This is a genomic window from Pseudomonas sp. AB6 (assembly GCF_034314105.1).
In the GTDB taxonomy this organism is placed as follows: Bacteria; Pseudomonadota; Gammaproteobacteria; order Pseudomonadales; family Pseudomonadaceae; genus Aquipseudomonas.
Genome location: NZ_JAVIWJ010000001.1, coordinates 132,383 through 155,263, shown reverse-complemented (window position 1 = coordinate 155,263; position 22,881 = coordinate 132,383). Strand labels below are relative to the sequence as shown.

General features: G+C 55.1%; 21 protein-coding genes. 10 read left to right on the top strand and 11 right to left on the bottom strand.

Going from position 1 to position 22,881, the window contains the following annotated elements; all coding sequences use genetic code 11:
• Positions 1 to 11: 11 nt before the first annotated feature.
• Together RGW60_RS00825 and RGW60_RS00820 are read right to left on the bottom strand one after the other, a co-directional pair.
• Entirely contained in the window at positions 12 to 1,406 is a 1,395-nt protein-coding gene (locus RGW60_RS00825) for a PhoH family protein (RefSeq protein WP_322201254.1), read from the bottom strand.
• Positions 1,407 to 1,754: 348 nt separating this feature from the next.
• The gene (locus RGW60_RS00820; RefSeq protein WP_322201252.1) at positions 1,755 to 2,879 is read right to left on the bottom strand and encodes a polysaccharide deacetylase family protein; all 1,125 of its coding nucleotides are present in this window, start codon (positions 2,877 to 2,879) and stop codon (positions 1,755 to 1,757) included.
• Between the two features lie 209 nt (positions 2,880 to 3,088).
• Between RGW60_RS00820 and yaaA the strand changes: the two genes are divergently transcribed.
• The 3 genes from yaaA (at position 3,089) to RGW60_RS00805 (ending at position 5,345) form a co-directional block, all read left to right on the top strand.
• Positions 3,089 to 3,877, top strand: coding sequence for a peroxide stress protein YaaA (gene yaaA / locus RGW60_RS00815; RefSeq protein WP_322201250.1), 789 nt, complete (start codon positions 3,089 to 3,091; stop codon positions 3,875 to 3,877).
• Positions 3,878 to 4,045: 168 nt separating this feature from the next.
• A complete protein-coding gene (locus RGW60_RS00810) occupies positions 4,046 to 4,504 on the top strand; it encodes a multidrug transporter (RefSeq protein WP_322201248.1) in 459 nt (152 codons plus the stop codon).
• 19 nt (positions 4,505 to 4,523) lie between these two features.
• Positions 4,524 to 5,345: an SDR family oxidoreductase gene (locus RGW60_RS00805; RefSeq protein ID WP_322201246.1), complete on the top strand. Its 822-nt coding sequence runs from the start codon at positions 4,524 to 4,526 to the stop codon at positions 5,343 to 5,345.
• 164 nt (positions 5,346 to 5,509) lie between these two features.
• On the opposite strand, the gene RGW60_RS00800 is transcribed toward RGW60_RS00805, so the two are convergent.
• The 4 genes from RGW60_RS00800 to RGW60_RS00785 all read right to left on the bottom strand — a co-directional run bounded on the left by RGW60_RS00800 (position 5,510) and on the right by RGW60_RS00785 (position 10,434).
• Positions 5,510 to 6,370 carry an HlyD family secretion protein gene (locus tag RGW60_RS00800; RefSeq protein WP_322201244.1) on the bottom strand — a complete coding sequence of 287 codons (861 nt, stop codon included), beginning with the start codon at positions 6,368 to 6,370 and terminating at the stop codon, positions 5,510 to 5,512.
• Between the two features lie 54 nt (positions 6,371 to 6,424).
• A complete protein-coding gene (locus RGW60_RS00795) occupies positions 6,425 to 6,625 on the bottom strand; it encodes a DUF1656 domain-containing protein (protein ID WP_322201242.1) in 201 nt (66 codons plus the stop codon).
• Complete coding sequence (locus RGW60_RS00790) at positions 6,615 to 8,831, bottom strand: FUSC family protein (protein ID WP_407074129.1); 2,217 nt, start codon at positions 8,829 to 8,831, stop codon at positions 6,615 to 6,617. Before RGW60_RS00790 ends, RGW60_RS00795 begins: the two co-directional genes overlap by 11 nt.
• 91 nt (positions 8,832 to 8,922) lie before the next feature.
• Positions 8,923 to 10,434, bottom strand: coding sequence for an efflux transporter outer membrane subunit (locus tag RGW60_RS00785; RefSeq protein WP_322201238.1), 1,512 nt, complete (start codon positions 10,432 to 10,434; stop codon positions 8,923 to 8,925).
• A gap of 185 nt (positions 10,435 to 10,619) precedes the next feature.
• Here RGW60_RS00785 and RGW60_RS00780 point away from each other — a divergent pair, with 185 nt between their 5' ends.
• Together RGW60_RS00780 and RGW60_RS00775 are read left to right on the top strand one after the other, a co-directional pair.
• The gene (locus RGW60_RS00780) at positions 10,620 to 11,567 is read left to right on the top strand and encodes a LysR family transcriptional regulator (protein WP_322201236.1); all 948 of its coding nucleotides are present in this window, start codon (positions 10,620 to 10,622) and stop codon (positions 11,565 to 11,567) included.
• Between the two features lie 33 nt (positions 11,568 to 11,600).
• Entirely contained in the window at positions 11,601 to 12,575 is a 975-nt protein-coding gene (locus tag RGW60_RS00775; protein ID WP_322201234.1) for a D-glycerate dehydrogenase, read from the top strand.
• 190 nt (positions 12,576 to 12,765) lie between these two features.
• Here the strand turns inward: RGW60_RS00775 and RGW60_RS00770 are convergent, their stop codons facing one another.
• A complete protein-coding gene (locus tag RGW60_RS00770) occupies positions 12,766 to 13,665 on the bottom strand; it encodes a DMT family transporter (protein WP_322201232.1) in 900 nt (299 codons plus the stop codon).
• A gap of 134 nt (positions 13,666 to 13,799) precedes the next feature.
• Here RGW60_RS00770 and RGW60_RS00765 point away from each other — a divergent pair, with 134 nt between their 5' ends.
• Positions 13,800 to 14,672 carry an AraC family transcriptional regulator gene (locus RGW60_RS00765; protein ID WP_322201230.1) on the top strand — a complete coding sequence of 291 codons (873 nt, stop codon included), beginning with the start codon at positions 13,800 to 13,802 and terminating at the stop codon, positions 14,670 to 14,672.
• A 6-nt stretch (positions 14,673 to 14,678) separates the two neighbouring features.
• On the opposite strand, the gene RGW60_RS00760 is transcribed toward RGW60_RS00765, so the two are convergent.
• Complete coding sequence (locus tag RGW60_RS00760) at positions 14,679 to 15,263, bottom strand: hypothetical protein (protein ID WP_322201228.1); 585 nt, start codon at positions 15,261 to 15,263, stop codon at positions 14,679 to 14,681.
• 315 nt (positions 15,264 to 15,578) lie between these two features.
• On the opposite strand from RGW60_RS00760, the gene RGW60_RS00755 reads away from it, so the two are divergent.
• Together RGW60_RS00755 and RGW60_RS00750 are read left to right on the top strand one after the other, a co-directional pair.
• The gene (locus RGW60_RS00755) at positions 15,579 to 15,995 is read left to right on the top strand and encodes an HPF/RaiA family ribosome-associated protein (RefSeq protein ID WP_322167807.1); all 417 of its coding nucleotides are present in this window, start codon (positions 15,579 to 15,581) and stop codon (positions 15,993 to 15,995) included.
• Between the two features lie 184 nt (positions 15,996 to 16,179).
• A complete protein-coding gene (locus RGW60_RS00750; RefSeq protein WP_322167806.1) occupies positions 16,180 to 16,506 on the top strand; it encodes a DUF3509 domain-containing protein in 327 nt (108 codons plus the stop codon).
• Positions 16,507 to 16,512: 6 nt separating this feature from the next.
• Here the strand turns inward: RGW60_RS00750 and RGW60_RS00745 are convergent, their stop codons facing one another.
• Positions 16,513 to 17,001 carry a phosphate-starvation-inducible protein PsiE gene (locus RGW60_RS00745; protein ID WP_322201225.1) on the bottom strand — a complete coding sequence of 163 codons (489 nt, stop codon included), beginning with the start codon at positions 16,999 to 17,001 and terminating at the stop codon, positions 16,513 to 16,515.
• Between the two features lie 279 nt (positions 17,002 to 17,280).
• On the opposite strand from RGW60_RS00745, the gene RGW60_RS00740 reads away from it, so the two are divergent.
• On the top strand, positions 17,281 to 17,544 hold the full coding sequence (locus tag RGW60_RS00740) for a YebG family protein (protein ID WP_322167804.1): 264 nt from the start codon (positions 17,281 to 17,283) through the stop codon (positions 17,542 to 17,544).
• Positions 17,545 to 17,678: 134 nt separating this feature from the next.
• Here RGW60_RS00740 and RGW60_RS00735 read toward each other — a convergent pair whose 3' ends face one another.
• Positions 17,679 to 18,704 (bottom strand): Leu/Phe/Val dehydrogenase, encoded by a 1,026-nt coding sequence (locus RGW60_RS00735; protein ID WP_322201223.1) that lies wholly within the window; start codon positions 18,702 to 18,704, stop codon positions 17,679 to 17,681.
• A gap of 225 nt (positions 18,705 to 18,929) precedes the next feature.
• On the opposite strand from RGW60_RS00735, the gene RGW60_RS00730 reads away from it, so the two are divergent.
• A complete protein-coding gene (locus tag RGW60_RS00730) occupies positions 18,930 to 19,733 on the top strand; it encodes a SirB1 family protein (protein ID WP_322201221.1) in 804 nt (267 codons plus the stop codon).
• 571 nt (positions 19,734 to 20,304) lie between these two features.
• Here the strand turns inward: RGW60_RS00730 and RGW60_RS00725 are convergent.
• The gene (locus RGW60_RS00725; RefSeq protein ID WP_322201220.1) at positions 20,305 to 22,860 is read right to left on the bottom strand and encodes a LuxR C-terminal-related transcriptional regulator; all 2,556 of its coding nucleotides are present in this window, start codon (positions 22,858 to 22,860) and stop codon (positions 20,305 to 20,307) included.
• Between the last annotated feature and the right edge of the window lie 21 nt (positions 22,861 to 22,881).

The following is a 22,881-nucleotide window of genomic DNA, read 5'->3' as shown; positions in this document are numbered from 1 at the left end:
CCGATCAGCGGTTACAGATGCGACTCCGCATACTCAGCCAGGATTGAGCGTGGCACGCCTTGCAGGGCGATGTGCACGCCATTGGGGAAGTCTTTGAAGCGCTCCGTCAGGTAGGTCAGGCCGGAACTGGTCGCCGACAGGTAAGGCGTATCGATTTGCGCCAGGTTACCCAGGCACACTACTTTGGAACCGGCACCGGCACGGGTGATGATGGTTTTCATCTGGTGCGGTGTGAGGTTCTGGCATTCGTCGATGAGGATCAGGCTTTGCTGGAAGCTACGGCCTCGAATGTAGTTAAGGGATTTGAACTGCAACGGCACTTTGCTGAGGATGTAATCAACACTGCCGTGGGTATTTTCATCGTCCATGTGCAGCGCTTCAAGGTTGTCGGTGATGGCGCCTAACCAAGGCTCCATTTTCTCGGCTTCGGTGCCGGGCAGGAAACCGATCTCCTGATCCAGACCTTGCACGCTACGAGTCGCGATGATGCGGCGATAACGCTTGCTGACCATGGTCTGTTCGATTGCAGCGGCCAACGCCAGAATGGTTTTACCGGAACCGGCTGCACCCGACAGGTTGACCAAGTGGATATCAGGGTCAAGCAAGGCGAACAACGCGAGCCCCTGATAAATGTCACGTGGTTTGAGGCCCCAAGCTTCCTGGTGCAGCAAAGGTTCTTGGTGCATATCCAGAATCAGCAATTCATCAGCTTTGATGCCTTTGATCCAACCCACAAAACCCTGTGCATCAATGATGAATTCATTGATGTGTACCGCAGGCAGGTTATCGGTGAGCTGCACGCGGTGCCAAGTGCGTCCGTGATCCTGGCGAGTTTCAACCTTGCTGACACGGTCCCAAAAAGAGCCGGTCATGGTGTGATAACCACGCGACAACATGGAAACGTCGTCGACCAGTTGATCAGTACTGTAATCCTCGGAGGCGATCCCACACGCCCGCGCCTTGAGGCGCATGTTGATATCTTTGGTCACCAGCACCAGACGCAAATCCTTGTTGCGCGTGTGCAGGTCGATCAATTGATTGATGATGATGTTGTCGTTCAGATGTTCAGGCAACAAGTTGTTGGGCTCATGCCGCTTGTTCATGAGGATCGACAGAAAGCCCTTGCAGATACCGGTGCCGCGATCAATCGGTACGCCTAACTCAACCTCCTCTGGTGTAGCGCCGCCCAATGTTTTGTCGATCAGTCGAATAGCTTGACGGCATTCGGCAGCGACGGAGTGCTTCCCCGCTTTGAGCTTGTCTAACTCCTCAAGCACGGTCATGGGGATGGAAACGTGATGCTCTTCGAAGTTCAATAAAGCATTTGGATCATGGATCAGTACGTTGGTATCAAGCACGTACATAATTGGCTGGTTAGATGAAGGGGTGCGTCCGTGATCATCCATACTCGCTCACCTTTTTTAGAAGCCAAGCGACGCAATACTGCACAGTACTGCGCCACGATAAGGCCGCCGAACTCTCCTCTTCAGGCAGGGGAGACATGCTCAAGATGGGTCTGGGATGACGCCACCTGTGTTGCAGGTTTCGGCGATCTACAGTGGTAATACCGCAAAAGGCATGACAGTAAAAAGCTCTTTGACACTTTTTTGAAGTTTATTTTGCGGTGTGACGAATAGCCCTTGGCGGCGCGCTCCAGCACCGTTAAAGTCGGAAGTCCGCCCGATCCAAATTGCTAAAAAAATTCAATTCCTCCCTCCACTCAAATGGATGCACAGCCCGACCTACCGGGCCTTTCAGGGATAATGGTGGCAATCCTGCCATTGAAGTCCACTTTGTGCAGTGCTGGCGAGCAACCAAGGCAACGCTGTTTCGATTTTGTTGTTGATGTCATGGAATACGACCACCCCCCGCCGCCACAGCAACATCAACGTCAGCACCCGTTGGCCAGCCTGCTCAGCTGAGATAGCACGGCTCCAATCTTCCGAATCGATATTCCATAACGAGACTTTCAAACCTTGAGCGCGGAAGAACTCGGCGCTGTCGGACCGACGTTGACTGTAGGGCGGTCGGAACAACGGTACGTAATTTTCTGGCAGCGCTTGCTGCAACAATGCCGCACTGCGCATTACTGAGCTCTGCCAGTCGACCCATTGGCTGTGCGAGCGGTATTGCCAGCCTTGCGACCCAACACATTGTTGTTTGTACAACGCCTGCATATCGGCCGCCAAGCTTTCGCTTTCACGTGTCTGGAAAGTTTTCCCAAGCACAAAGAACGTGGCATTGAGTTTGCGCTGACGCAGGTAATCGGTCAGCCAGTCGGTGGTGCCATCCACCACGGTCGGGCCGCTGTTGAAGCTGAGCAGGAAGGTGCGATCGCCGAGTTCATCGCCGGTCAGTTCGTCAGAGTTATAGCGTTCGATCTCGTTGCTGGTCAGCGGAAACAGTGCCGCCATATGCAGGAGCTCGGTCAGGTAACGCTCATGGAAGGCATGACTGGGGAGATCCCAAGCGGCGTAAAACGAGTCATCGGCGATCTTGAACTTGGTGGCTTGCTCGCGGAGCATCGCCATGTCTTCGACCAACACACAAAACGAAGCGTCCTGTTCGCAGCTTTGCTGGGCATATTGATAGTTCTCCAACAAACGCGTCCATAAGCGCCGACGGATCAGATTCAGCGAAACCATGTTGATTTTTCTTAGGCCCAATCTCGCTTTAAGAGCGTTTTCATCCTGGCCTTCACTCACAACCAACGCATGGGCAAACGCCAGGATTTCGGCGCGCGATGCGACATCGAATAATGCGGGGGTGGCCAATTGTTCCGGCCATACGCTGCGATCAATCGTCGCCAGCGGTACCGGGCCAGCAGCGTGGGCGTTGAGCCAGAACAGACCGGCCAAAATAAAAAAAACAAAGCGCACAGTCACATCCCCAGAAATACCTCGCGGCGCACTATAACCTGCCCATGACCCAGGTGAGCCACAGATGCTCTTTAGAAGCCAACTTGTTGGCCAGAGGCGTGAAGCAGCCTGTCGTTTAGCGCCCTCGCCAACAAGTTGGCTCAGAATCTATCGCCACTGACCTTGCGTTGTACCCTAGAATCGCGCTCACGATTCCAGGAGACGATTTTATGCTGATGGTGATTTCCCCGGCCAAAACCCTCGACTTTGAGACCCCGCCGGTCACGAAGCGCTTCACCCAGCCGCAGTACCTTGACCATTCTCAAGAGCTGATCATCCAGCTGCGGGAGATGGCGCCAGCCCAAATCGCCGACTTGATGCACCTGTCAGACAAACTCTCTGGCCTTAACGCCGCTCGCTTCGGCAGCTGGACACCTGATTTCACACCCGAAAACGCCAAGCAGGCGCTACTGGCGTTCAAAGGTGATGTTTACACCGGACTCCAGGCAGAAAACTTCACCGACGCCGATTTCACTTACGCCCAAGACCACCTGCGGATGCTTTCTGGCCTGTATGGTCTATTGCGCCCGCTGGACTTGATGCAACCGTATCGGCTGGAGATGGGCACCAAGCTGGCCAACGCTCGCGGCAAAGACTTGTATGCGTTCTGGGGCACGCAAATCAGTGAGTGGCTGAACCAGGCGTTGCTCGAACAAGGCGATGATGTGCTGCTGAACCTGGCGTCAAACGAGTATTTTTCAGCGGTGAAACGCTCAGCGCTCAACGCCCGAATCATCAATACCGAATTCCGTGACCTGAAAAATGGCCAATACAAAATCATCAGCTTCTACGCAAAGAAAGCGCGCGGCATGATGAGCCGGTTTGTGATCAAAGAACAAATCAGCAACCCCGAAGCGCTGAAGCAATTTGATGCCCATGGCTATCGCTACAGCCCTGAGCAGTCGAAGACCGACACCTTTGTTTTCCTGCGAGACACCCCGACCGAGTTACACCGATGATCGGCAAGGTTCCTTAGTATGTGCATATCCCAAATCAGCCATTAAAACCTAAACGGCTACTCAGGGCGCAAAGTCTGGATGTCGGTCAATGAGTGATCTGGCGGTTGGTCAATCCCACCTGCACTTCTGTACGATGCCGAACATCTGTATCAAACAAGGCGTTTCTTAATGCTGATTGGCATCGCGCTAATCCTTATATGGCTCGTCCTGCTACAGCGCTACCCCACCAAAGCCTTGCTGGTGTCGTTGGCGGCGGCGCTGTGTCTAGGGCTAGTGACGTTGTGGGTCCTGTGGCAGGACAGTCAGGACACCCGGCAGTTGGAGCGGCTTGAGCTGCGCCTGAGTTATTCGCCTGAACGCTGTCCAGCTGATAACCCTTTGCGGGTTCAATTACACAACGGTAACAACCAACCACTGTTGGCATTGCAATGGCGCGTAGCGGCCTATCGACCTGGCGACACGGTGAACCTGGCCGATGATGTCTATGCTGCACCTCGTTATCGCGGCCCCGGTGAATTAAAGGCCGGGGGAGATTGGCAAGACTGTCTACCAATACCGCCGTTGCGGCCCGGTTATCGTGCAGAAACGGTCGAGTTTCGGGCTGAGCATTTACAGGGCAATTTCTAAAAAACAATAAGGGAAAACTATGCCTATCGCTCTCATCACCGGGTGTTCCAGTGGCATTGGCCGGGCACTGGCAGACGTGTTCAAAACGGCGGGCTATGAAGTGTGGGCCACTGCGCGTAAAGCCGACGATGTAGCAGCGCTGGATGCCGCTGGATTTTTCGCCGTTGAGTTAGACGTCAACAATGGCGAAGCCCTTGAGCGCCTGGAAATGAAGCTCGCAGCCCACGGTGGGCTTGACTTGCTGATTAATAATGCTGGGTATGGCGCAATGGGTCCGTTGCTGGATGGCGGTGTGGAGGCCATGCGGCGGCAGTTTGAAACCAACGTATTTTCGGTGGTCGGCGTGACCCAGGCGCTGCTCCCATTGTTGCGCCAAAGTAAGGGAATGGTGGTAAACATTGGCAGCGTTTCAGGGGTTCTGGTGACGCCATTTGCGGGTGCGTATTGCGCCTCGAAAGCCGCCGTGCATGCGCTCAGCGATGCGCTACGCCTGGAGCTGGCGCCGTTCGGCATCAAGGTTATGGAGGTCCAGCCCGGGGCTATCGACACGCGCTTTGCCAGCAATGCGACCCGTGAAGCTGAGTTGTTGATCGCTGAGTCTTCGCCGTGGTGGCCGTTGCGCGAGGCGATTCGCGCCAGAGCCAATGCCTCACAAGGCAATCCGACATCTGCCACGGCATTCGCCCTCGATTTGCTCAACGCGGTGAAAAAACGAAAACCGCCACGCTTGCTACGCCTGGGAAACGGCTGCCGAGCGCTGCCATTGATAGCGGCGCTAGTACCCAAAAGTTTGCTGGAAAGAGGACTGCGCAAGCGGTTTGGTTTAGACAAAGTATTGTGAACAAACCCATTCTCTGTAGTAGCCACCGAAAAAGGTCTTGCGATTTCATTGACTCAGTCCCACAGCAGCTCAGGCAGCCATAGGACAATAGGCAGATTCATCACAACCTTCGTCGGGCTCTGCAGAATTATTTTTATCAATAAGCAATGCGTGTTTGACGACTATCAGTTAACCCCTGGGTTAACAATCACGGTGCAGGTGCTGCCCGCCGCCAACACCACGCCGTCGGGCACGCTGTCCAAATGGATCCGCACTGGCAGCCGCTGCGCCAGGCGGACCCAGTTGAAGGTCGGGTTGACGTCGGCGATCAGTTCGCGGCTCTCCGGGTTATCACGGTCATAAATCGCACGGGCGATGCTTTCCACGTGACCCTTGAGTAACTGACCGCTCATTAGCTGCATGTCAGCCGGGTCACCCACACGGATGTGCGGCAACTTTGTTTCTTCGAAGAAGCCGTAGACCCAGAACGAGTTCATGTCGACGACGGCCATTTTCGCTTCGCCAATTCGCGCGTAATCACCCCGATGCACGTTGAGGTTGGTAACGTAGCCGTCCACCGACGCCACCACCTTGGTGCGTTGCAAGTTGAGCTCTGCTGCCTCAAGTTGCGCCTGGGCCAACTGATAATCGGCTTGAGCTGAAACGGCTATATTGCTGGCATCGTCGCGACTTTCACGGGAAATCACCAGGCTGTCCATGTCTGCGCGGCGGCTGGCATTGAGCTTGCGCATCTCCCAGGTGGCTTTGCGTGAAGCGACGTTCGCCTGTGCCTCTTTAACTGCGATCTGGTAATGATCGGGGTCGATCTGCATCAGCAAATCGCCCTTCTTCACTTGCTGGTTATCACGCACTGGCACATCGACCACGGTTCCAGTCACGTCGGCCGCTACGTTGATCACATCGGCGCGCACGCGACCATCGCGGGTCCACGGTGTGTTCATGTAGTTAACCCACAGGCTGTGACCTATCCAAATGGCCAAGGCCAGGACCAGTAACGTGGCGGTCAGACTGAAGAGCTTTTTCATCCTGGTTCTCAACGAAAGGGCGGAGGCAAAAAGGGTGTTGCAAACAGCCGGACTTCAACCGTAAACCGTCAGCCCCAGCACCCCGAAAATGCAAGCAAACATGCTCAGGCGCAACAGCGCCGGGTGCCAGAAAAAACGGTACAGATCAAACGCCGACAGAATTCTGTCCAGCACCCAGGCCAATACCGTCGCGATCAAAAACATCACGGTCACCGTCGGCATGTAGAGACCGTGGAACGCTATTTCACGAGGCATGCGGAAGTCCTTGCGGCTCACGGTTGGCAGCGTACGCAGCCAGGGGTGATTGCGGATCAAGTAACGAAGTACGGATGAAGTGCAGATAGCTCTCAACCCTGCGTAACGCTGAAGTTTCAAAGTGCGGGGCGAAGGGTTCGTCGGTTAGCTGCACGCAGACGATAGCGTGATTAACCGCGCTCAAGCTGCGTTCAAGGTTGTTCCTACCAGGCTGAACGAACAATCGTACCAACGAACGCCCCATAAGCCGGATCGCATGGCGCCAAGGCTGGTAATGGGCATAGCACGCGAAATCCGGCAGCACCTCTTGTTCACGGCGCAACTCGATAATCGCGTGACCCACTTCCAGCACCACGAACATCCAGCGCAATAATCCGCGCTGCACCTGCGGCTGGCCGGCGGCCAGCCCATAGGCCTGGTGCAGCAGATCGCGGGTGCGGCTTTCGAAACCCGGGCCCAAGCCGCGTAGGGGTGCGCTGATGGCGAACAACACTTGCCGACGCAGATGAAGTTCCAGCCGACGCCACAACCAGCGGCTGTTGGGCGGCAGGATGATTGCCCCTGCTGCAGCACAGACCAACATGCCGATAATCATCGCGATGTAATCATTGACGTAAAGGTACGGGTCAAAAAGGGTCATGTTGCTGGGTATCGATTCAATGCTGAAAAATATCAGCAACCCAAGTCCGATACCGGCCCATTGGGGCCGGGAGGCCAGGAAGGCACCAATGACGAACACCGGAGCCAACACCACACAGAGCAACGGAAAACCATCGATGTAGGGAAAAACAAAGAAGGTTTCGATGAACCCAAACACCGCCGCCATTAGCGTGCCGCAGGCCATTTGAAATGCCATACGTTTTGGATTCGGCGTGGTGGCAGACAAAGCCACCGTCGCCGCCGATACCAAGATCATGGTCATGCCGCTCGGCCAGGCGGTGGCCAGCCAGTAAGCGCTCAGCGCGCCGACGATGAATACCGCGCGAATGCCCGATGCCGCTGACGACAACCAACTGGTGGTGGACTTGAATGACTCATTCCACTGTTCGCGAACATGATGGTGATCGCCCAACGACGCGTGGGTTTGCGCGTAGTTGTGCAGGTCATTGACGAAGCGGTACAGCAGCTCAAAGGCGGTGTGGAAATCCAACAAGTCCGCGGCGCTCGGGCGGCCCATTACCAAGATCTCACGCAGGCTGCGCACCTGATCCGGCAGACTGACTTTGTAGGCCGCCAATTTGCGCTCGAGTGAGGCGGCATCAGCAATGGTCAATGCGCGTCCGGCGAAACCGTCGAGCAATTCAGCCAGGGTCGCAAGACCCGGGTCGATGGCCGACACCACTTGCGTCAAGCCCCGTGAGCGTAACCGTTCGAGCAATTGATGCAGGGCGTTGAAGCGGGTGGTAATGGCCATGAATTCGCTGTTCAGACGATTCAATCGGCCGTTGCGACGACGCATGTGCGGGTCTTCAAACACCGTGACGCTGCGCAGACCTTCCAACCCGACGGCTTCGGTGATGAAGCGAACGTTGCTTGCTTCGAAGGCCGTCCGCTCACTGAGGCCGCGTATGCCATCAGCGGCAAATCGGGCAAACACGCCGAAACGTTGATAGAGCGCGTTACGCATGGCGGCGCTAGTGCTTTGCGGCAGGATCGCGGCGCTGACTACGGTCGAGCAGACAATTCCAAGGGAGATTTCCAGCACCCGCCAGACGGCTGCCATGAAGGCGCCTTCGGGGTGCGCCAATGCTGGCAAGCCGATCATCGCTGCGGTGTAACCGGCGAGAACAAAACTGTACGCCCGCAGGTTTCGATAACGCGCAGCGCCCGCCGAACAAAAGCCAACCCACAACGCCAGGCTGCCGAGGAACAGCTCGCTGTTTTGGGCGAACAAAGACATTAACAACACCATCATGGCTGAGCCGGCCAGGGTGCCGATAATCCGATAGAAGCTTTTAGCGAACACATGTCCGCTTTGCAGTTGCATGACGATAAATACGGTGATCATCGACGTGCGCGGTTGCGGCAACTCAAGACGAAGCGCGATCCAATAGGTCAGAAACGCCGCAAACAAGACTTTGAAGATGTAAATCCAGGTCACGCCGTCGCTGCGTGCCCACGCGAAAAACTCGCGACGCCATTCAATAGACCGAAAAAAGCTGATCATGAGCGCAGCCAAACCTGTAGGAGCGGGCTTGCTCGCGATGGCGTCCAATCAGGCACCGCGTCGTCTGTTTCGCGAACACGTTCGCTCCCACAGGACTGTGTCTGCTGTGCAGGAGTTACCTTGGAGTTTTTCAATGGTCAAACGCCGCGAGTGCAGCCGGAACTTTCGACGGCAGGGTCTTCTCTTCTTTAGGTGAATCGGCGCCCGCTGACAAACCACCGCCCAACGCGACCACCAATTCGGCATGTGCCGTCAGGCGCGCGGCCTGGACCTGTTGTTGGATCTGTTGCTGACGGAACAGCAAGGTCTGCGCGTTGAGCACGTTCAGGTAATCAGTCAGGCCACGGGCGTAAGCGACCTGCGCGATGTCATAGGTTTTTTGCGCCGAGGCCACCGATTCAGCTGCAAACGCTTGCTGCTTGGCCATCGATTCTCGACGGATCAGTTGGTCCGATATTTCCTTCAATGCGGTAATCAAGGTCTGGTTGTACTGCGCCACCGCGATGTCGTAACCGGCAGAAGCTTCGCCCAACTCTGAACGCAAACGTCCGCCATCGAAGATTGGCAGAGTAATGGCCGGGCCGACGCTGTAGTTGAATTTATTACCTGCCAGGAACGAGAGCATGCCGCCCCCGGTTGCGATGAAGCCGAGGCTGCCAGCCAAATCGACGTTGGGGTAGAAACCGGCGTGCGCAACGTCAATGCCACGCGCTTGAGCCGCAACCCGCCAGCGGCTAGCTACCACGTCGGGACGCTGACCGAGTAAGGCGGCGGGCAGCGACGAAGGCAGTTTCAACGCAGTTTGCAACGACAGTGTCGGGCGCTTCAAACGTGCACCCTCCCCAGGGCCTTTGCCAGCCAGCGCAGCCAGCTGATTACCGCTCAGCGCGATGGCCTCGTCCAGGGAATCGATCTGACGATGGGTTTCAGGCAACGGGGTTTGGGCCTCACTGATTTCGAAATGAGTACCCAGGCCCCCGTTAAAGCGCCGTTGTGCCAGTTGCAGAATTTGCTCTTGCTGGGCCAGCGTCGCCTCAACGATGTCGCGCTGTGCGTAATTAAGCGACAACTGGATATACGCTCGGATGATGTCGTTTTGTAGTTCCAGCTGAGCCAAACGCGCTTCGGCGGCGCTCATATGAGCCATATCCAACGCTCGCTCTGTGGTATTGCTCTCTTGACCCCAAAGGTCTAGAGAATAGCGAAGGCCCATTGAGGCATTGTTGTCCCAAGTGCTGGTATTGGCCAGTTGACCTGGGCCGTAAAACTGATCGGTTGGCCAATTATGCCTTTTAAGGTTCGAATCGCCACTGACGTGCAGCGATTCGGCCGACTCGGCGACACCTGCCATTGCCTTGGCCTGACGCACTCGTGCGGCGGCCATTGCCAGACTTGGGTTGTCTTTGGCCGCCAGTTCGATCCAGCGATCAAGCTGCTCATCACCATAGGCACGCCACCATTGCGAAGCTGGCCAGTGCGCCTCTTTGGCAGCACTCTGGATCGCCTCATCCGTTGCCAGTTCGTTGGCTGGAATGGAATGCTCCTGAGGGCCAATGCCTCCGGTTCCAATGCAGCCGCCGATTGCCAGCGAAAGAGCCATAACAAATAGGGGTTTGAGCCCTCTGGACATGCGACGCGGCACTGCTGCAAATTCCCGACTTAGGTGTACTGCGGAGGATATGCATCGATTCTAGAGGGCGGTCAAGGCGACGATAAGACCGGTGAAGTGCGATTCTTTGTTACAGAACCGGGGATAATCAGCGGGTTTGGTTCACATCCAACCGTTACTTCATGTCACAATTTGTCAATCTCATCAGAGAACTGCCAATGGATACCCTGCAAAACATGCGTGCTTTCAGCTGTGTGGCGCAAGCGGGCAGTTTTACTGCCGCTGCGGTACAGCTCGATACAACCACCGCAAACGTATCGCGTGCAGTCTCCAACCTTGAAGCGCACCTGCAAACACGTCTGCTGAACCGCACCACGCGGCGTATTGCCCTAACGGAAGCGGGCAAGCGCTACCTGTTGCGTTGCGAACAGATTCTCGGCTATGTCGAAGAAGCCGAGGCAGAAGCCAGCGATGCCCACGCGCGTCCGTCAGGTCAGCTGAAAGTTCATTCGATGACCGGCGTCGGGCAACACTACGTAATTGACGCAATCGCCCGTTATCGCAAGCACCATCCGGACGTAAGCTTCGACTTAACCATGGGCAACCGCGGACCTGATTTGCTTGAAGAAGGCTACGACGTTTCCATCGTACTGGCCACAGAGCTCGCGGATTCGGGTTTTGTTTCCCAGCGCCTGGGCATCACCTACAGCATTGTGTGCGCCTCACCCGCCTACATCAACGCTTTCGGGGCCGCACAAAAACCCCAGGATTTACTCAACCACGCCTGTCTGCGGTTGGTTAGCCCGGTGTTCCCACTGGAAAAATGGGTGTTCGACGGCCCTGAAGGCCAGGAGATGGTCACCATTGTCACCTCGCCGTTTTTGGTCAATTCGGCCGACGCCATGAAAGCGGCAATTTGCAGCGGGATGGGGGTCGGCATTTTGCCGATTTATTCGGCTATTGAGGGGTTGCGCGACGGCACGTTGGTGCGGGTGCTGACTAGCTACCGTTCGCAAGAATTAAATCTGTACGCAATCTATCCGTCGCGCCAGTACCTGGATGCAAAAATCAGGACATGGGTCGAATACCTGCGCGGGTCGCTGCCGGAGATTCTGGCCGCCCATGAAGCTGATTTGAAAACCCATGATTTACTCAACATCGTCTGACATTTCCATTTAACCGTTCGAGATTAGCGCCCGATGAAAAAGACTGTCCTTGCGTTCAGCCGCGTATCCCCCGAAATGGCCGAGCGCCTGCAGCAAGATTTCAACGTGATCGTACCCGACCCGAAATTGGGCGATATGAATGAACAATTCGACGCCGCGCTGCCCCATGCCCACGGCATGATTGGCGCCGGGCGCAAGCTGGGCCGCGAGCAGTTGCAGAGCGCCAGCAACCTGGAGGTGGTGTCGAGCATCTCGGTGGGTTACGACAACTACGAGCTGGGCTACTTCAACGAGCGCGGCATCATGCTGACCAACACCCCGGACGTACTAACCGAAAGCACGGCAGACTTGGCCTTCGCGCTGTTGATGAGCAGTGCCCGCCGCGTTGCTGAACTGGACGCGTGGACCAAAGCTGGCCAGTGGAAACGCACGGTCGAAGCTGGGTATTTCGGCACCGACGTGCACGGCAAAACGTTGGGCATCGTTGGCATAGGGAACATCGGGGCGTCTATTGCCCGACGTGGCCACTTCGGTTTCAACATGCCGATTCTGTACAGCGGCAACAGCCATAAGCCAGAGCTGGAACAGCAGATGGGTGCGCAGTTTCGCAGCCTTGATCAACTGCTTGCGGAGTCGGACTTCGTCTGCCTCGTTGTACCGTTGAGCGAAAAAACCAAACACCTTATTGGCACACGCGAACTGGCGCTGATGAAGCCAAGCGCGATCCTGATCAACATCTCCCGCGGCCCGGTGGTTGATGAACCGGCGCTGATCGAAGCGCTGAAAAACGCCACGATTCGCGGTGCGGGGCTGGACGTGTATGAAAAAGAACCACTGGCAGAATCACCGCTGTTCCAACTGAGCAACGCTGTAACCCTGCCGCACATTGGCTCGGCCACCCACGAGACGCGCCAGGCCATGGCTGACCGTGCGTATCAGAATCTGCGCAGCGCATTGCTCGGTGAGAAACCGCAGGACCTGGTGAACCCGCAGGTGTGGAACGGCTGATTTCTCCCTAGACCGTGCCCGTTGAAGGGAGAGATCAATGCGCATGGCGTGGCGCGAATCCTGTAGGACCGAATTCATTCGGGAAGACAACACCTCGGTTTCGCCGCTAAACCGCGTTGCTTGCTTCGCCAACACGTTGGCGACTACAGACATAACCCCTCTGTAGATACCAACTTGTTGGCGAGGCGGTCTATGCCAGCGTTCCCGTCACCACCGTCACCGGTTTTGGCTTACGAAACACCAACACATTCCCTAACATCACCAATACCAGCCCCATCAACGCGGGCAATGTCCATTGGTAACCTTCGGCAAAAGCCGAAATATTCAATGCCACTACCGGGAACAGCACCGTGCAATACGCTGCACGCTCCGGCCCCATACGCCCGACCAACGTCAGGTAGGCGGTAAAACCAATCACGGAACCCGCAATCACCAAATACACCAACGACCCGATGTAACGGGTGCTCCATTCAAAACTGAAGGGTGTGCCGCTCACTACGCAATACACCGCCAACATTGTCGCCCCGTAGAGCATCCCCCATGCATTGGTGGTTAGCGGTCTCAACCCTGCTTTCTGTTGCAAGCTGGACAGCATATTCCCCGCTGAGAAACACAGCGTACCCAGCAGCGCCAAGCCCAAGCCGATCAAGGTTTCATGGCTGGCGGTATGCCCGGACAATTCAGGCCAAAACATGCACGCCAGACCGATCAACCCCAAGCCACCACCAGCCAATACGTTACGCGCGACTTTCTGGCGGAAAAAGAGTCGAGCGTTCAGCGCATTCCAAAGCGTCGAGGTGGAAAACACGACGGCGATCAAGCCGCTGGGAATCCATTGGCTGGCGGTGTAAAAACACATGAAGTTCACGCAGAACAGGCAGAGGCCCTGCGCCAGACAAAGCAGTTGGCCGCGCCGATTGACCTTCTGCAGCCGACCGCTGAGCAGTAGGATCACGAACAGCACCAAGGCCGCGAAGCCAAAGCGATAGACGATCGACACCGGAATCGCCACATCGCCCAACTGCCATTTGAGGGCAATCCAGGTGGTGCCCCAGATCAGTACGGTGAGCAGGTACAAAGAGAGGTTCATCGGTGGGCTCCTTAATTGAGCTCCAGTCTGAGGTTTCGTCTCAGGGCCGACTTGCACAAACTTGCGCTTTTGATCGTTTGGCGACTGGCAACACGTAAGCGACTTGATAGGATGCGAAGTTAGAGGAATTCGTTATGCCGCCACTGGAAACCATCCAGGTCTTTCAAGCCCTGAACAGCTCGCCCAATGCTCGCCTCGAACAAAGCGCGAGCCTGGGTGACGGGATGGTCGCAGCCCTGTGGAACAACCATCACGATGCGCAGGAATACCAAGCACCCAGCCACCACACCCTGTCGTGTTACATCGCCGGCGGCACCGGTACCTACCGTCGCGACCGTCCAAATGAGAAAGGCAGTCCAGGAAAGCTCTGTGTTTTGCCGGCGGGGCATGAGTCGGCCTGGGTCATCAATGGCGAAATTCGCCTCGCGCATGTGTACATCAGCCCTGAACAATTCGCCCTGGGCTGCGTCACCCTGCTCGACCGTGAGCCCCGGGAACTGCAATTGCGCGAAAGCACGTTTATCGACGATGCCGAACAAGCTCAACGTTTTCGCCGCATAATCCAACTGGATTGGAGTGAACCCGGTGAACGCCTGCTAACCAGCAGCCTCGCCCACGAAATGCTCAGCCACGCGCTGCTCAACCAAGTCGGCCAACGCCACGGCCTCCGCCTCAAAGGCGGCCTCGCCCCGCATCTACGGCGACACTTAGTGGACTACATCGAACATCGTCTGGCAGACCCAATAAGCCTGGGCGAACTTGCAGCGCTCTGTGCATTGTCCGAATACCACTTTGCCCGGATGTTTCGCGAAAGTTTTGGCTTACCGCCGCATCAGTATTTGTTGGCGCGCCGCATGAACTACGCACAGCAACTCCTGCGCACAAGCCAACAACCGTCGGGAAGTATTGCAATGGCCTGTGGATTTGCCAGTGCGAGTCATTTCAATAACCGGTTTAGACAGGCGATGGGGGCGACGCCGGGGGAGTATCGGTTGGCGTTTTTGTAGGCTGTTTTACTGTTTCTTGAGCGTTATGGTCTGCAGAACATTTAGCGCCATCTCCTTGGCACCCCTCACACTGATCAAATACGTAGAATCATTCGCGAAAAGCAAAATTCGGTGCTCTGGATCGGTTGGTGTAGCTTCTTGAAAAATGGCTTCAACACCATAGCCCACGGCGAAATTCGTCAGTCGGGCACGGCAGTCGAGCTGCATGTCAGAACGCATATCTCTAACCAGTGCCTGATCTGTTTCATTCAGACTTTCCAAACTATAAAGCCCATATAGATAACGATCTAAATCAGCGCTTGAGAGTTTTTTCGTCGTGAATTGAGACAGAGCACCTGCAACACTGTCATTGGTTATAAGTTGATAACTTACGTACTTTTTTTCGGGGTAAGCGGCCAATATTCCGTCGAACGCAACTAGCGCAGTGGGTGCTTCAGGCAGGTTGAATTGGTAAGGACCAATGATTACCGCCAACCCGTCACTCTGCGCAAATGGCAGAGCACCGAAAGATAATTTTTTCTGTTTGCAGTTGTCTGCCCAAACAGAGAACGAGGCAGAACAGGCAAGCAGCGGGATCAGATATTTGTTCATACCTATTTCCGTCAATGGAATGCAGAGAATTTGCTTTGAAAATCCAACACTGCCAATCAGGGGATTCCGCCTGAGATGTAGGAAACGTCCCGATCTCTGCCTTGACCTACGGCTCCAATCACATCGGCCGGCACGCCGTCCAGTCAAAATCCCTGCCACCTTCGCCTTTTCCGCCACAAAATATATTTGCTATCAAGGGGTTGAATTGTTTCCTCATCGGGGCCAACACTGAGGGTGAGAGGCGAGTGGTTATTCCTCGAACCCGAGGCAGGCTGATCGTTCTCATGTGAGTAAGCCTTAAGTAAGGAAAAAACTATGCAAATCCAGGTCAATAGCGATAACCATATTGAAAACAGCATCCGACTGGAGGAGTGGGTCCGTACCACCGTTGAAAGCACGCTCGAACGCTACGAAGAAGATCTAACGCGCGTTGAGGTTCATATCCGCGACGAGAATGGCGAAAAGCCTGGCCCGCATGATATTCGCTGCCAGATGGAAGCCCGGCCAAAAGGTCACCAACCGATTTCGGTTACCCACAAAGCCGACACACTGGATCAGGCAGTGGAAGGCGCGGCAGAGAAACTCAATCACGCCCTTGAACACTTGTTCGGCAAACTGCGCGACAAACGCGCGCCGGTAACAGACGCGGAGATAGACGCGGATTCTGAAAATCCGGATGCCATGCTTCAGGAAGAGTTTTTGGAAAAAGAAGAGGACGCCCTGCACGGTTAATCCGCAGCGCGCAATTGACGACCATCACCATGGAAACAATCTGAAAAGGACGGCGCTGTGAAAACAGCGCTGTCTTTTTTTATGGCGCATGCCGAGGCGCCATCATCGCCATTAGTCTTACGTCGCGAACTTAAACCACCGACAGCCGGTCAATTTAAATAGACTTCTCGACCAGGCGCAGGCTATGGACAACCCTTTTCAACTGATCACTGATGTTTTTCAGCCTGATTACCGAGTCAATCTGAGCATTCAGGGGCTCGATGGCGGCATCATGCTGACCTTATCCAACGAGACGGGCATCGTCGCCAAGCGCTGGATCAGTGCCGAGCAACGCAATGAGCCCAAGCGACTGCGCAGGCTCATCCAAAGCGTGCAATTTGGCATCGCCATCGAACAAGGCCACAGCGCCGTGGCCATTCTGGCGGCAATGACCGACAGCGATCAATTGGATAAACCCGCTCCTCGTAAGAATTGGTTAAGTAACCAGCCGCAACTATCGGCCGGTTTCTAACGCGAATTACAATTCGCCTTTCTCCTCGGTCAGCGCGCCCTTGGCTTTGCTGTCCGGGTCAGGAACCTTACCCGACGGGAATTGCGACGACGCGTAGCGCACCACCAAAATCGCGAATGCCAGTAGCAAAATCGCACCAGAAAGATAAACCACGCCGAGGTCCGGTGGGTTGTGGTGCGATACGTCCGAGATCAGTAAGCGGGTCAACGCGGTGATGGCGACGTAAATCAGAAACCGCACCGGCATGTGGTTGGTTTTGAAATAAATCCCGACCATGGCGCCCAACTCCAGATAGATGAACAGCAACAGAATGTCATCGACCGTGATGTGACCCTTCTCCAGCATGTCCATAAACGCCATCACCGCCGCCCAGGCCGTTACCGCGCCAATAGCGAACAGCGCCAGGTAATGGAACGTCTCGACGCACAAGTTCCCCAGTGACTCGGCCAGCCCGTGAACGTGTTGACGCAGAGACTCAGCCCAGTTGATTTTCACAATGTACTTCCTTGAATAATTCGAGCGGATGATGCCGTGCCGAGGTGACGATTTACTGTCGCGTCGTCTTTTGTAGTAGGTTTTATTTGCAGGACAGGTGCCAAGGTCTTGGATTGAGAGCGTGGTGGATTGTCGCAAGTAACACCGCAATGCTGCGAAATGAGGAATCTAAGCAAAAATGCCACTATCCAAAACGGATCGGGTGGCTTATGCTTTTACCTGTATAAAAATACAGTAGTCGTTAAAGACTGATTATCGTGAAGGCATGTGAGGTGCTGAATGGCCGTCGAAGTGGTATACCGCAGCAGCCGAGATTTGGAGCGTTTGTTCATGGATAAAGCCGAAGCTGATCGTCATGACAAAATGCTCGAACTGGCAGAATTGCTTGCCGAAGTGTTGCAACGAGCGGTGCCGTCGTTAACGGAAGCTCAGGTGGAAGAAGCCGGGATTTACATGGCGAAAAATCGTGATGTCTTCGCTAAAGCGTTCAAGAGTCAGCCGGACGCCTTGTCCGAATTGCTGAGTGCACCGCTGGAAGAATAAGCGCCACTACACACTCTGTAGGGCCAACGTGTTGGCGAGGCGGTTAGTTAGGAACGGCGCTTCTGCCGCTTCGCCAACACGTTGGCTCCTACACGGATCTGTGCGAAGGCGTCGGCAAATTCAGCCGCTGAACGTCAGTACCCTTTATTTAACAGGCGTTCCGCCAGGTCGTTAGCGACATGCGCCGGGGAGCGTTTTTCGGCCTGGGCGTGAGCAAATACTTCGGTCAATCGAGTACCGATTTGTGACAAGTGCGCAGTAATAGTATTCAGCGTTTCCCCCTGATGTTGCAGCGCCACGTAGATCAGGCCTCCGGAGTTGATCACGTAGTCAGGCGCATACAGAATGCCTCGTCCTTCCAGCTGATCGCCGACCTGCAAATCAGTCAGTTGATTATTCGCCGCGCCGGCCACGGCGGCACAGCGCAGTTGCGAAACGCTTTTGCTCGTCAGGATGGCACCCAACCCGCAAGGTGAAAAAATATCGCATGGGGTGCTAAGCAAAGAGTCGCAGGCAATCGGGTGAGCACCAAACTGCTCCATGGCCAATCGCACCTTGCCGTTGTCCAAATCACTGACCAACAGTTCGGCGCCGGCTGCATGCAGCTGCTCGGCCAAGGCATAACCGACATGCCCAAGCCCTTGGACAGCAACGCGTAATCCTTCAAGATTGTCGCTGCCTAGCCTCGCCACGGCAGTGGCACGAATACCAGCGAATACGCCCATGGCGGCGTGCAACGAGGGGTCGCCCGCTTCCGTGGTGCTGGTGACATGTTGGGTTTGTCGTGCGATGCAGTCCATGTCAGCGCTGGAGGTGCCGCTGTCGACCGCCGTGATGTAGCGTCCTTCCAGGGTTTCGATAAACCGCCCGAAGGACTCGAACAACGCCGCGCGATTGGGAACGTGCGCCGGGCGCATGATCACCGCCTTGCCTCCTCCATAAGGTAGCCCGGCAAGTACCGCTTTGTAGCTCATGATGTGCGCGAGGCGAATGGCATCCTGAATGGCGCTCTGTTCGTCGGAGTAATCAAGGTAGCGGCAACCGCCCAAGGCGGGACCGTTCTGGCTATTGTGGATTGCGATCAATGCTTTGAGGCCAGTCTCAGGATCGACGATAAAGTGCAGCGTCTCCACATGTGAGCTTTGCATGAGAGCGAACATTGGCGGTGCTCCCGAGTTTTTTCTAAGGCGAGTATAGGCGCTGGAACAAAAAACGCCGAACCACTCAGGAACCTATGAAAAACACTCGCAACCTAGGCGACCAACCGCAACGCGCTGACTAATAAGGCACTGGACGAAATCGGTGACTGGGGCTAAAACAGAAGCTCTAGAGTCCCGACAATTAGTGCGTATCAAAGCCACGGTATCTGATCAACGGAGAGGTTGATGACCCCACGTCAAGCCTGCCTTGCCAGCCTGCAATGTCCGCCGTCTTCTGTTATGGAAGCCGTTTTGTGGGTGTCCGCTGAACACGATCCGCAGTTCTCCCCAGTGCAAGGATTCCAAATTGTCGAAGATCTAGAACGTCAAATCAGCGCTGCTTTGCCAATGCTGCCGGCCATTGAGCTGGCTCAGCCACTGCTGCGCTGCCTGAATACATTGGGGTTTCAACAGGACGACAAAAGTCAACCTAGACCTCAATCGGCGTTAGTGCACAACATTTTGCAGCGTCGACGCGGGCAGCCGTTAGGCTTGGCGATCATTGCCTTGGAAGTGGCCAAGCGACTAGAAATCCCATTGGAAGGGGTTAATTTTCCAGGGCACTTTCTGTTGCGGGTGCCAGGAGCAGACCACCTCTTGGATCCCTGCGGGGGGCGGCGGCTTTACCCAAAAGATTGCCGTGAATTGCTGGTACGCCAATTTGGTCCAGACATGCAACTTAAATCGGACCACATGACGCGCGCGACAGACATAGCAATGGTGCAACGCTTGTCGCGTAACCTTCGGCATTTGCATCAAATTAATGATGATTTTTTGGCTTCGCTCAAGGATGCGGACCGGGTGTTGCAGTTGGGCCAAGCGACCACCGGTGATCACTTGGCACGGGCCAGTTTGTATCAATCTCTTGAATGTCCGCAGGCCGAGCGTTTCGACCTGGAACATGCACTGCTGTTGAGTGAGGACCCTATTCAACGGCTGAGATTGACCGAACGATTGAGTCATTTACCGCCAAGCCGCGCGGTTCATTAAGATCTAACGTCAGGTGGCTGACAGGACGTTGTATTTCCCATGGGGCGTCAATTTACTGCTGGTCCGAACCTGCAGCAATAGGTTGCTCGTGCATTTGACAACTGTGTAACTCAAACTTACCAGCAGGGTCCGTGCTGTCGAAGTCCCTAAAAGTAAAAACCCCGTCAATCAGGCAATCATTTAGGTGCAGTGAATTAATAGTGTTATTACTAACCCCTTCGAGCGTAGCGGACGCACCCAAACTGACCATCACACGCGTCAACCAGAGGCCAGGGTTAAGCGGCCGTAAACATGTCAACTAACGCATCACGATACATTTCTACCTGTTTGCAACTGGCAAACAGCTCCCGGCGGCGAGCGTAGTGGATGTGCCTAGAGTCTTGGAGCTCCCGACTGACTATTTGACAGTAATCAGTCCCAAAGACCGAGCGTAATAATTAATGGAGGGTACAGCGGGCCGGTGATACATATTAAAGCTCAAAGTAATCACCACTTGCTACCGACAGCTAATGCGAGAAAAAAGTAGCAATCAAGGAATAACGTTTGCATGTGCATGTCCGCTGCGCTCGATTCACGCCATCAATCCTAGCGCCTTGGCTCTGGCCACTGCCTGGGTTCGACGCTCTACCCCTAGTTTGGCGTGAATACGCCTAGCGTGAGTTTTTACCGTATGCAAAGAGATAAACAGCTGGTCGGCAATTTGCAGATTTGAACTGCCTTGAGCGATTAGCATGAGTACTTCCAGCTCGCGATGACTAAGTGGATTTTCAGAGGCTGCAATCAAACGCTCTTCTACCCCCAGTTCCCGCAACATCGCAGGTTGCCGCAGTCTTAACTCGCGCAACGGTTGCTGAAGGTTTAAACGGTCAACCAGGGTTAAACCGTCAGTCAAATACCCATTGGCTGTGCGCATATCTCCCAGCAGGAAGGCCACTTCAGCCATCGCTAGATACAGCTCGGTTTCAAGGCTATGCATGCCCTGTTGATTGGCAAAGCGCTGCAGCACTTGCAGCCGTTGCATGGGCTGCTCAGCCTGATGTAAGTAAACTTCTGCTAATACCAACAAGTATTCGATATGCGGGACTAACTCCAGCGTTGCAGGCGGTGCATGCTTGGCTGGCGCGCAACTTAAATGATGTAACACACGGGTCAATGCCACTCGAACGAGTTCGGGCCGACGTTGTTGTAGCCAAAAATGGCTGCTGACCTGTAACAAAACACCGCGCCAAAAATATTCCGGAATATGGTTTTGTTGCATCACCCGCTCGGCGTCTCGTAACCAGACGAACGCCTGTGCATAGTTACTCTGATTAGCGTCAAGGATGGCTAGCCCTAAAAAACCGAACAGCGCAAGCTTATCTTTACTGCGCAGGCATTGGTTCAGCCCACTTCGCAACAGTGCACGCGCTTGCTGATCAAGCCCCTGGCGCAAAGCCAGACGCCCCCGACGCAACGCTATCCTACCCAATAGCGGACCTGCGACCGCGTGGTGAGCCAGCAATAGATCGTGCATTTTTTCCAGCGTATCTTCGCTGCGTTGTAACACCCCCCGCTGTTCCAGCAACTGGGCATGATCCAGTTCCAGCAAGGCTTCAAACAGCAACGATCCCTCGGCGCGCGCCAAGCATAGCGCCGCACGATTGTGTACCAGCGCCTCGTCGAACTGGCCGTTAAGCAGGGCTTGTTGGGTCATGCCCGATAGGCAGAGAACACGGCATGACCACGCATCGGGTGCGAGATAAGCGCATGCCTCTTCAAAATGGCCAACTGCACGCGGGGCATCACCGCACAGGTGGTGCAACCAACCTTGCTGCGCCTGCCATGCAGCAATAAAGTCACGTTGTTGCATGGCTGACGGTTGTGGCAGAAAACGCCCTAAATGCTCTAGGCATATCGCTGCCTGATCGAAACGACCGGTGTAGATCAGGGCTGAACCGGTCAGTCTTATGAGGTGGGGAGTGCCGCGCATTAAATCGGGAAAGCGCTCGTACAAGCTCAGTAGAAGCGAAATATTTTGGCCCAGCAGCAAGTAAGAAAAGTCATAATGCTGCAGCAGGCTGATCGCGACTTCATACTGCTCTGCCTGAACCGCGTGCTCTACCGCTGACTGCCAATCGCCCTGAGCACTGAACCACTGACAAGCACGCCGATGCCATGAGCGGCGCTCCGGCCAGTCCTCGTCACGCATGCAGTGGGCCAGCGGTGGGAACACCTGCAACCACTCGCTATTGTGTTCCCAAGGTTCAATAAAGCCACCGATGTCCTGCAACGCTTTAAGCCACTTTCCGCCCTCACCTGCACCGAACACATGTTCACACAACCCCGGATTGAACCGCGGTAAGTGCGCCAGTACCCGCCAGGCTTCAGTTAGTTCGGAGTTAATTCCTGAAAACAACTCATGATTGAGGTATTCAAACAGTGTCCGAGAACAGCGCTGCCGGCGCTGCTGCCGCGTGAAGCCTTCAGCCGTAATCCATTCCTCTGGATTGAGCAGAGCTACCTTTACGCCCACGCACCAGCCAGCGCTTTCGGAAAGAATTGAAGTACCTGCGTCGATTGGCCAAACGATGCTTTCGTTGACTAAAAGCTGCTCGATTTCAGCGAGATTGAAGGCTAATGTGGGGCCATCAATCTCGTACAACTCACCGCTGAGTAGCAACCTTGGCCAGTTGCATAGGGGTCGTCGCCGCCCGGTTATCCACCAAGTAATAGCCGGACTGCTGACCGCCAACAACCGATCAAGGCAGTGATCCATATCAGGTGATGGCAATCGGCAATAATCATCCAGCACAATCCAGCATGGCTTTTGCCAATGCGCCAAATGATGCACAAAACTGTTTTCGTCGCGATCTTCGATACCAAGTGCACTGGCTAGCAGTGCACAAAAGCCCGCAGGACTTTGCTCGTTTCCTGCTAACGGCAACCAACTGACGCTGCAGTCGGAAGGGGCTTGGCGGATGCACTCACCCAGTACTGCGCTTTTGCCACTGCCAGCGGGCGCGCACAATAGTTTCACTCGCGCACTAGACATGAGTAACGGCACGGTCAAGCGTGGACGTACCAAGTGCTGAGGCGACAGGCGCGGCCAATAGTCCGCATGACCCAGATGAACGGTAAAGGCAGTCATGGGAGCCCCTATTATTATTCT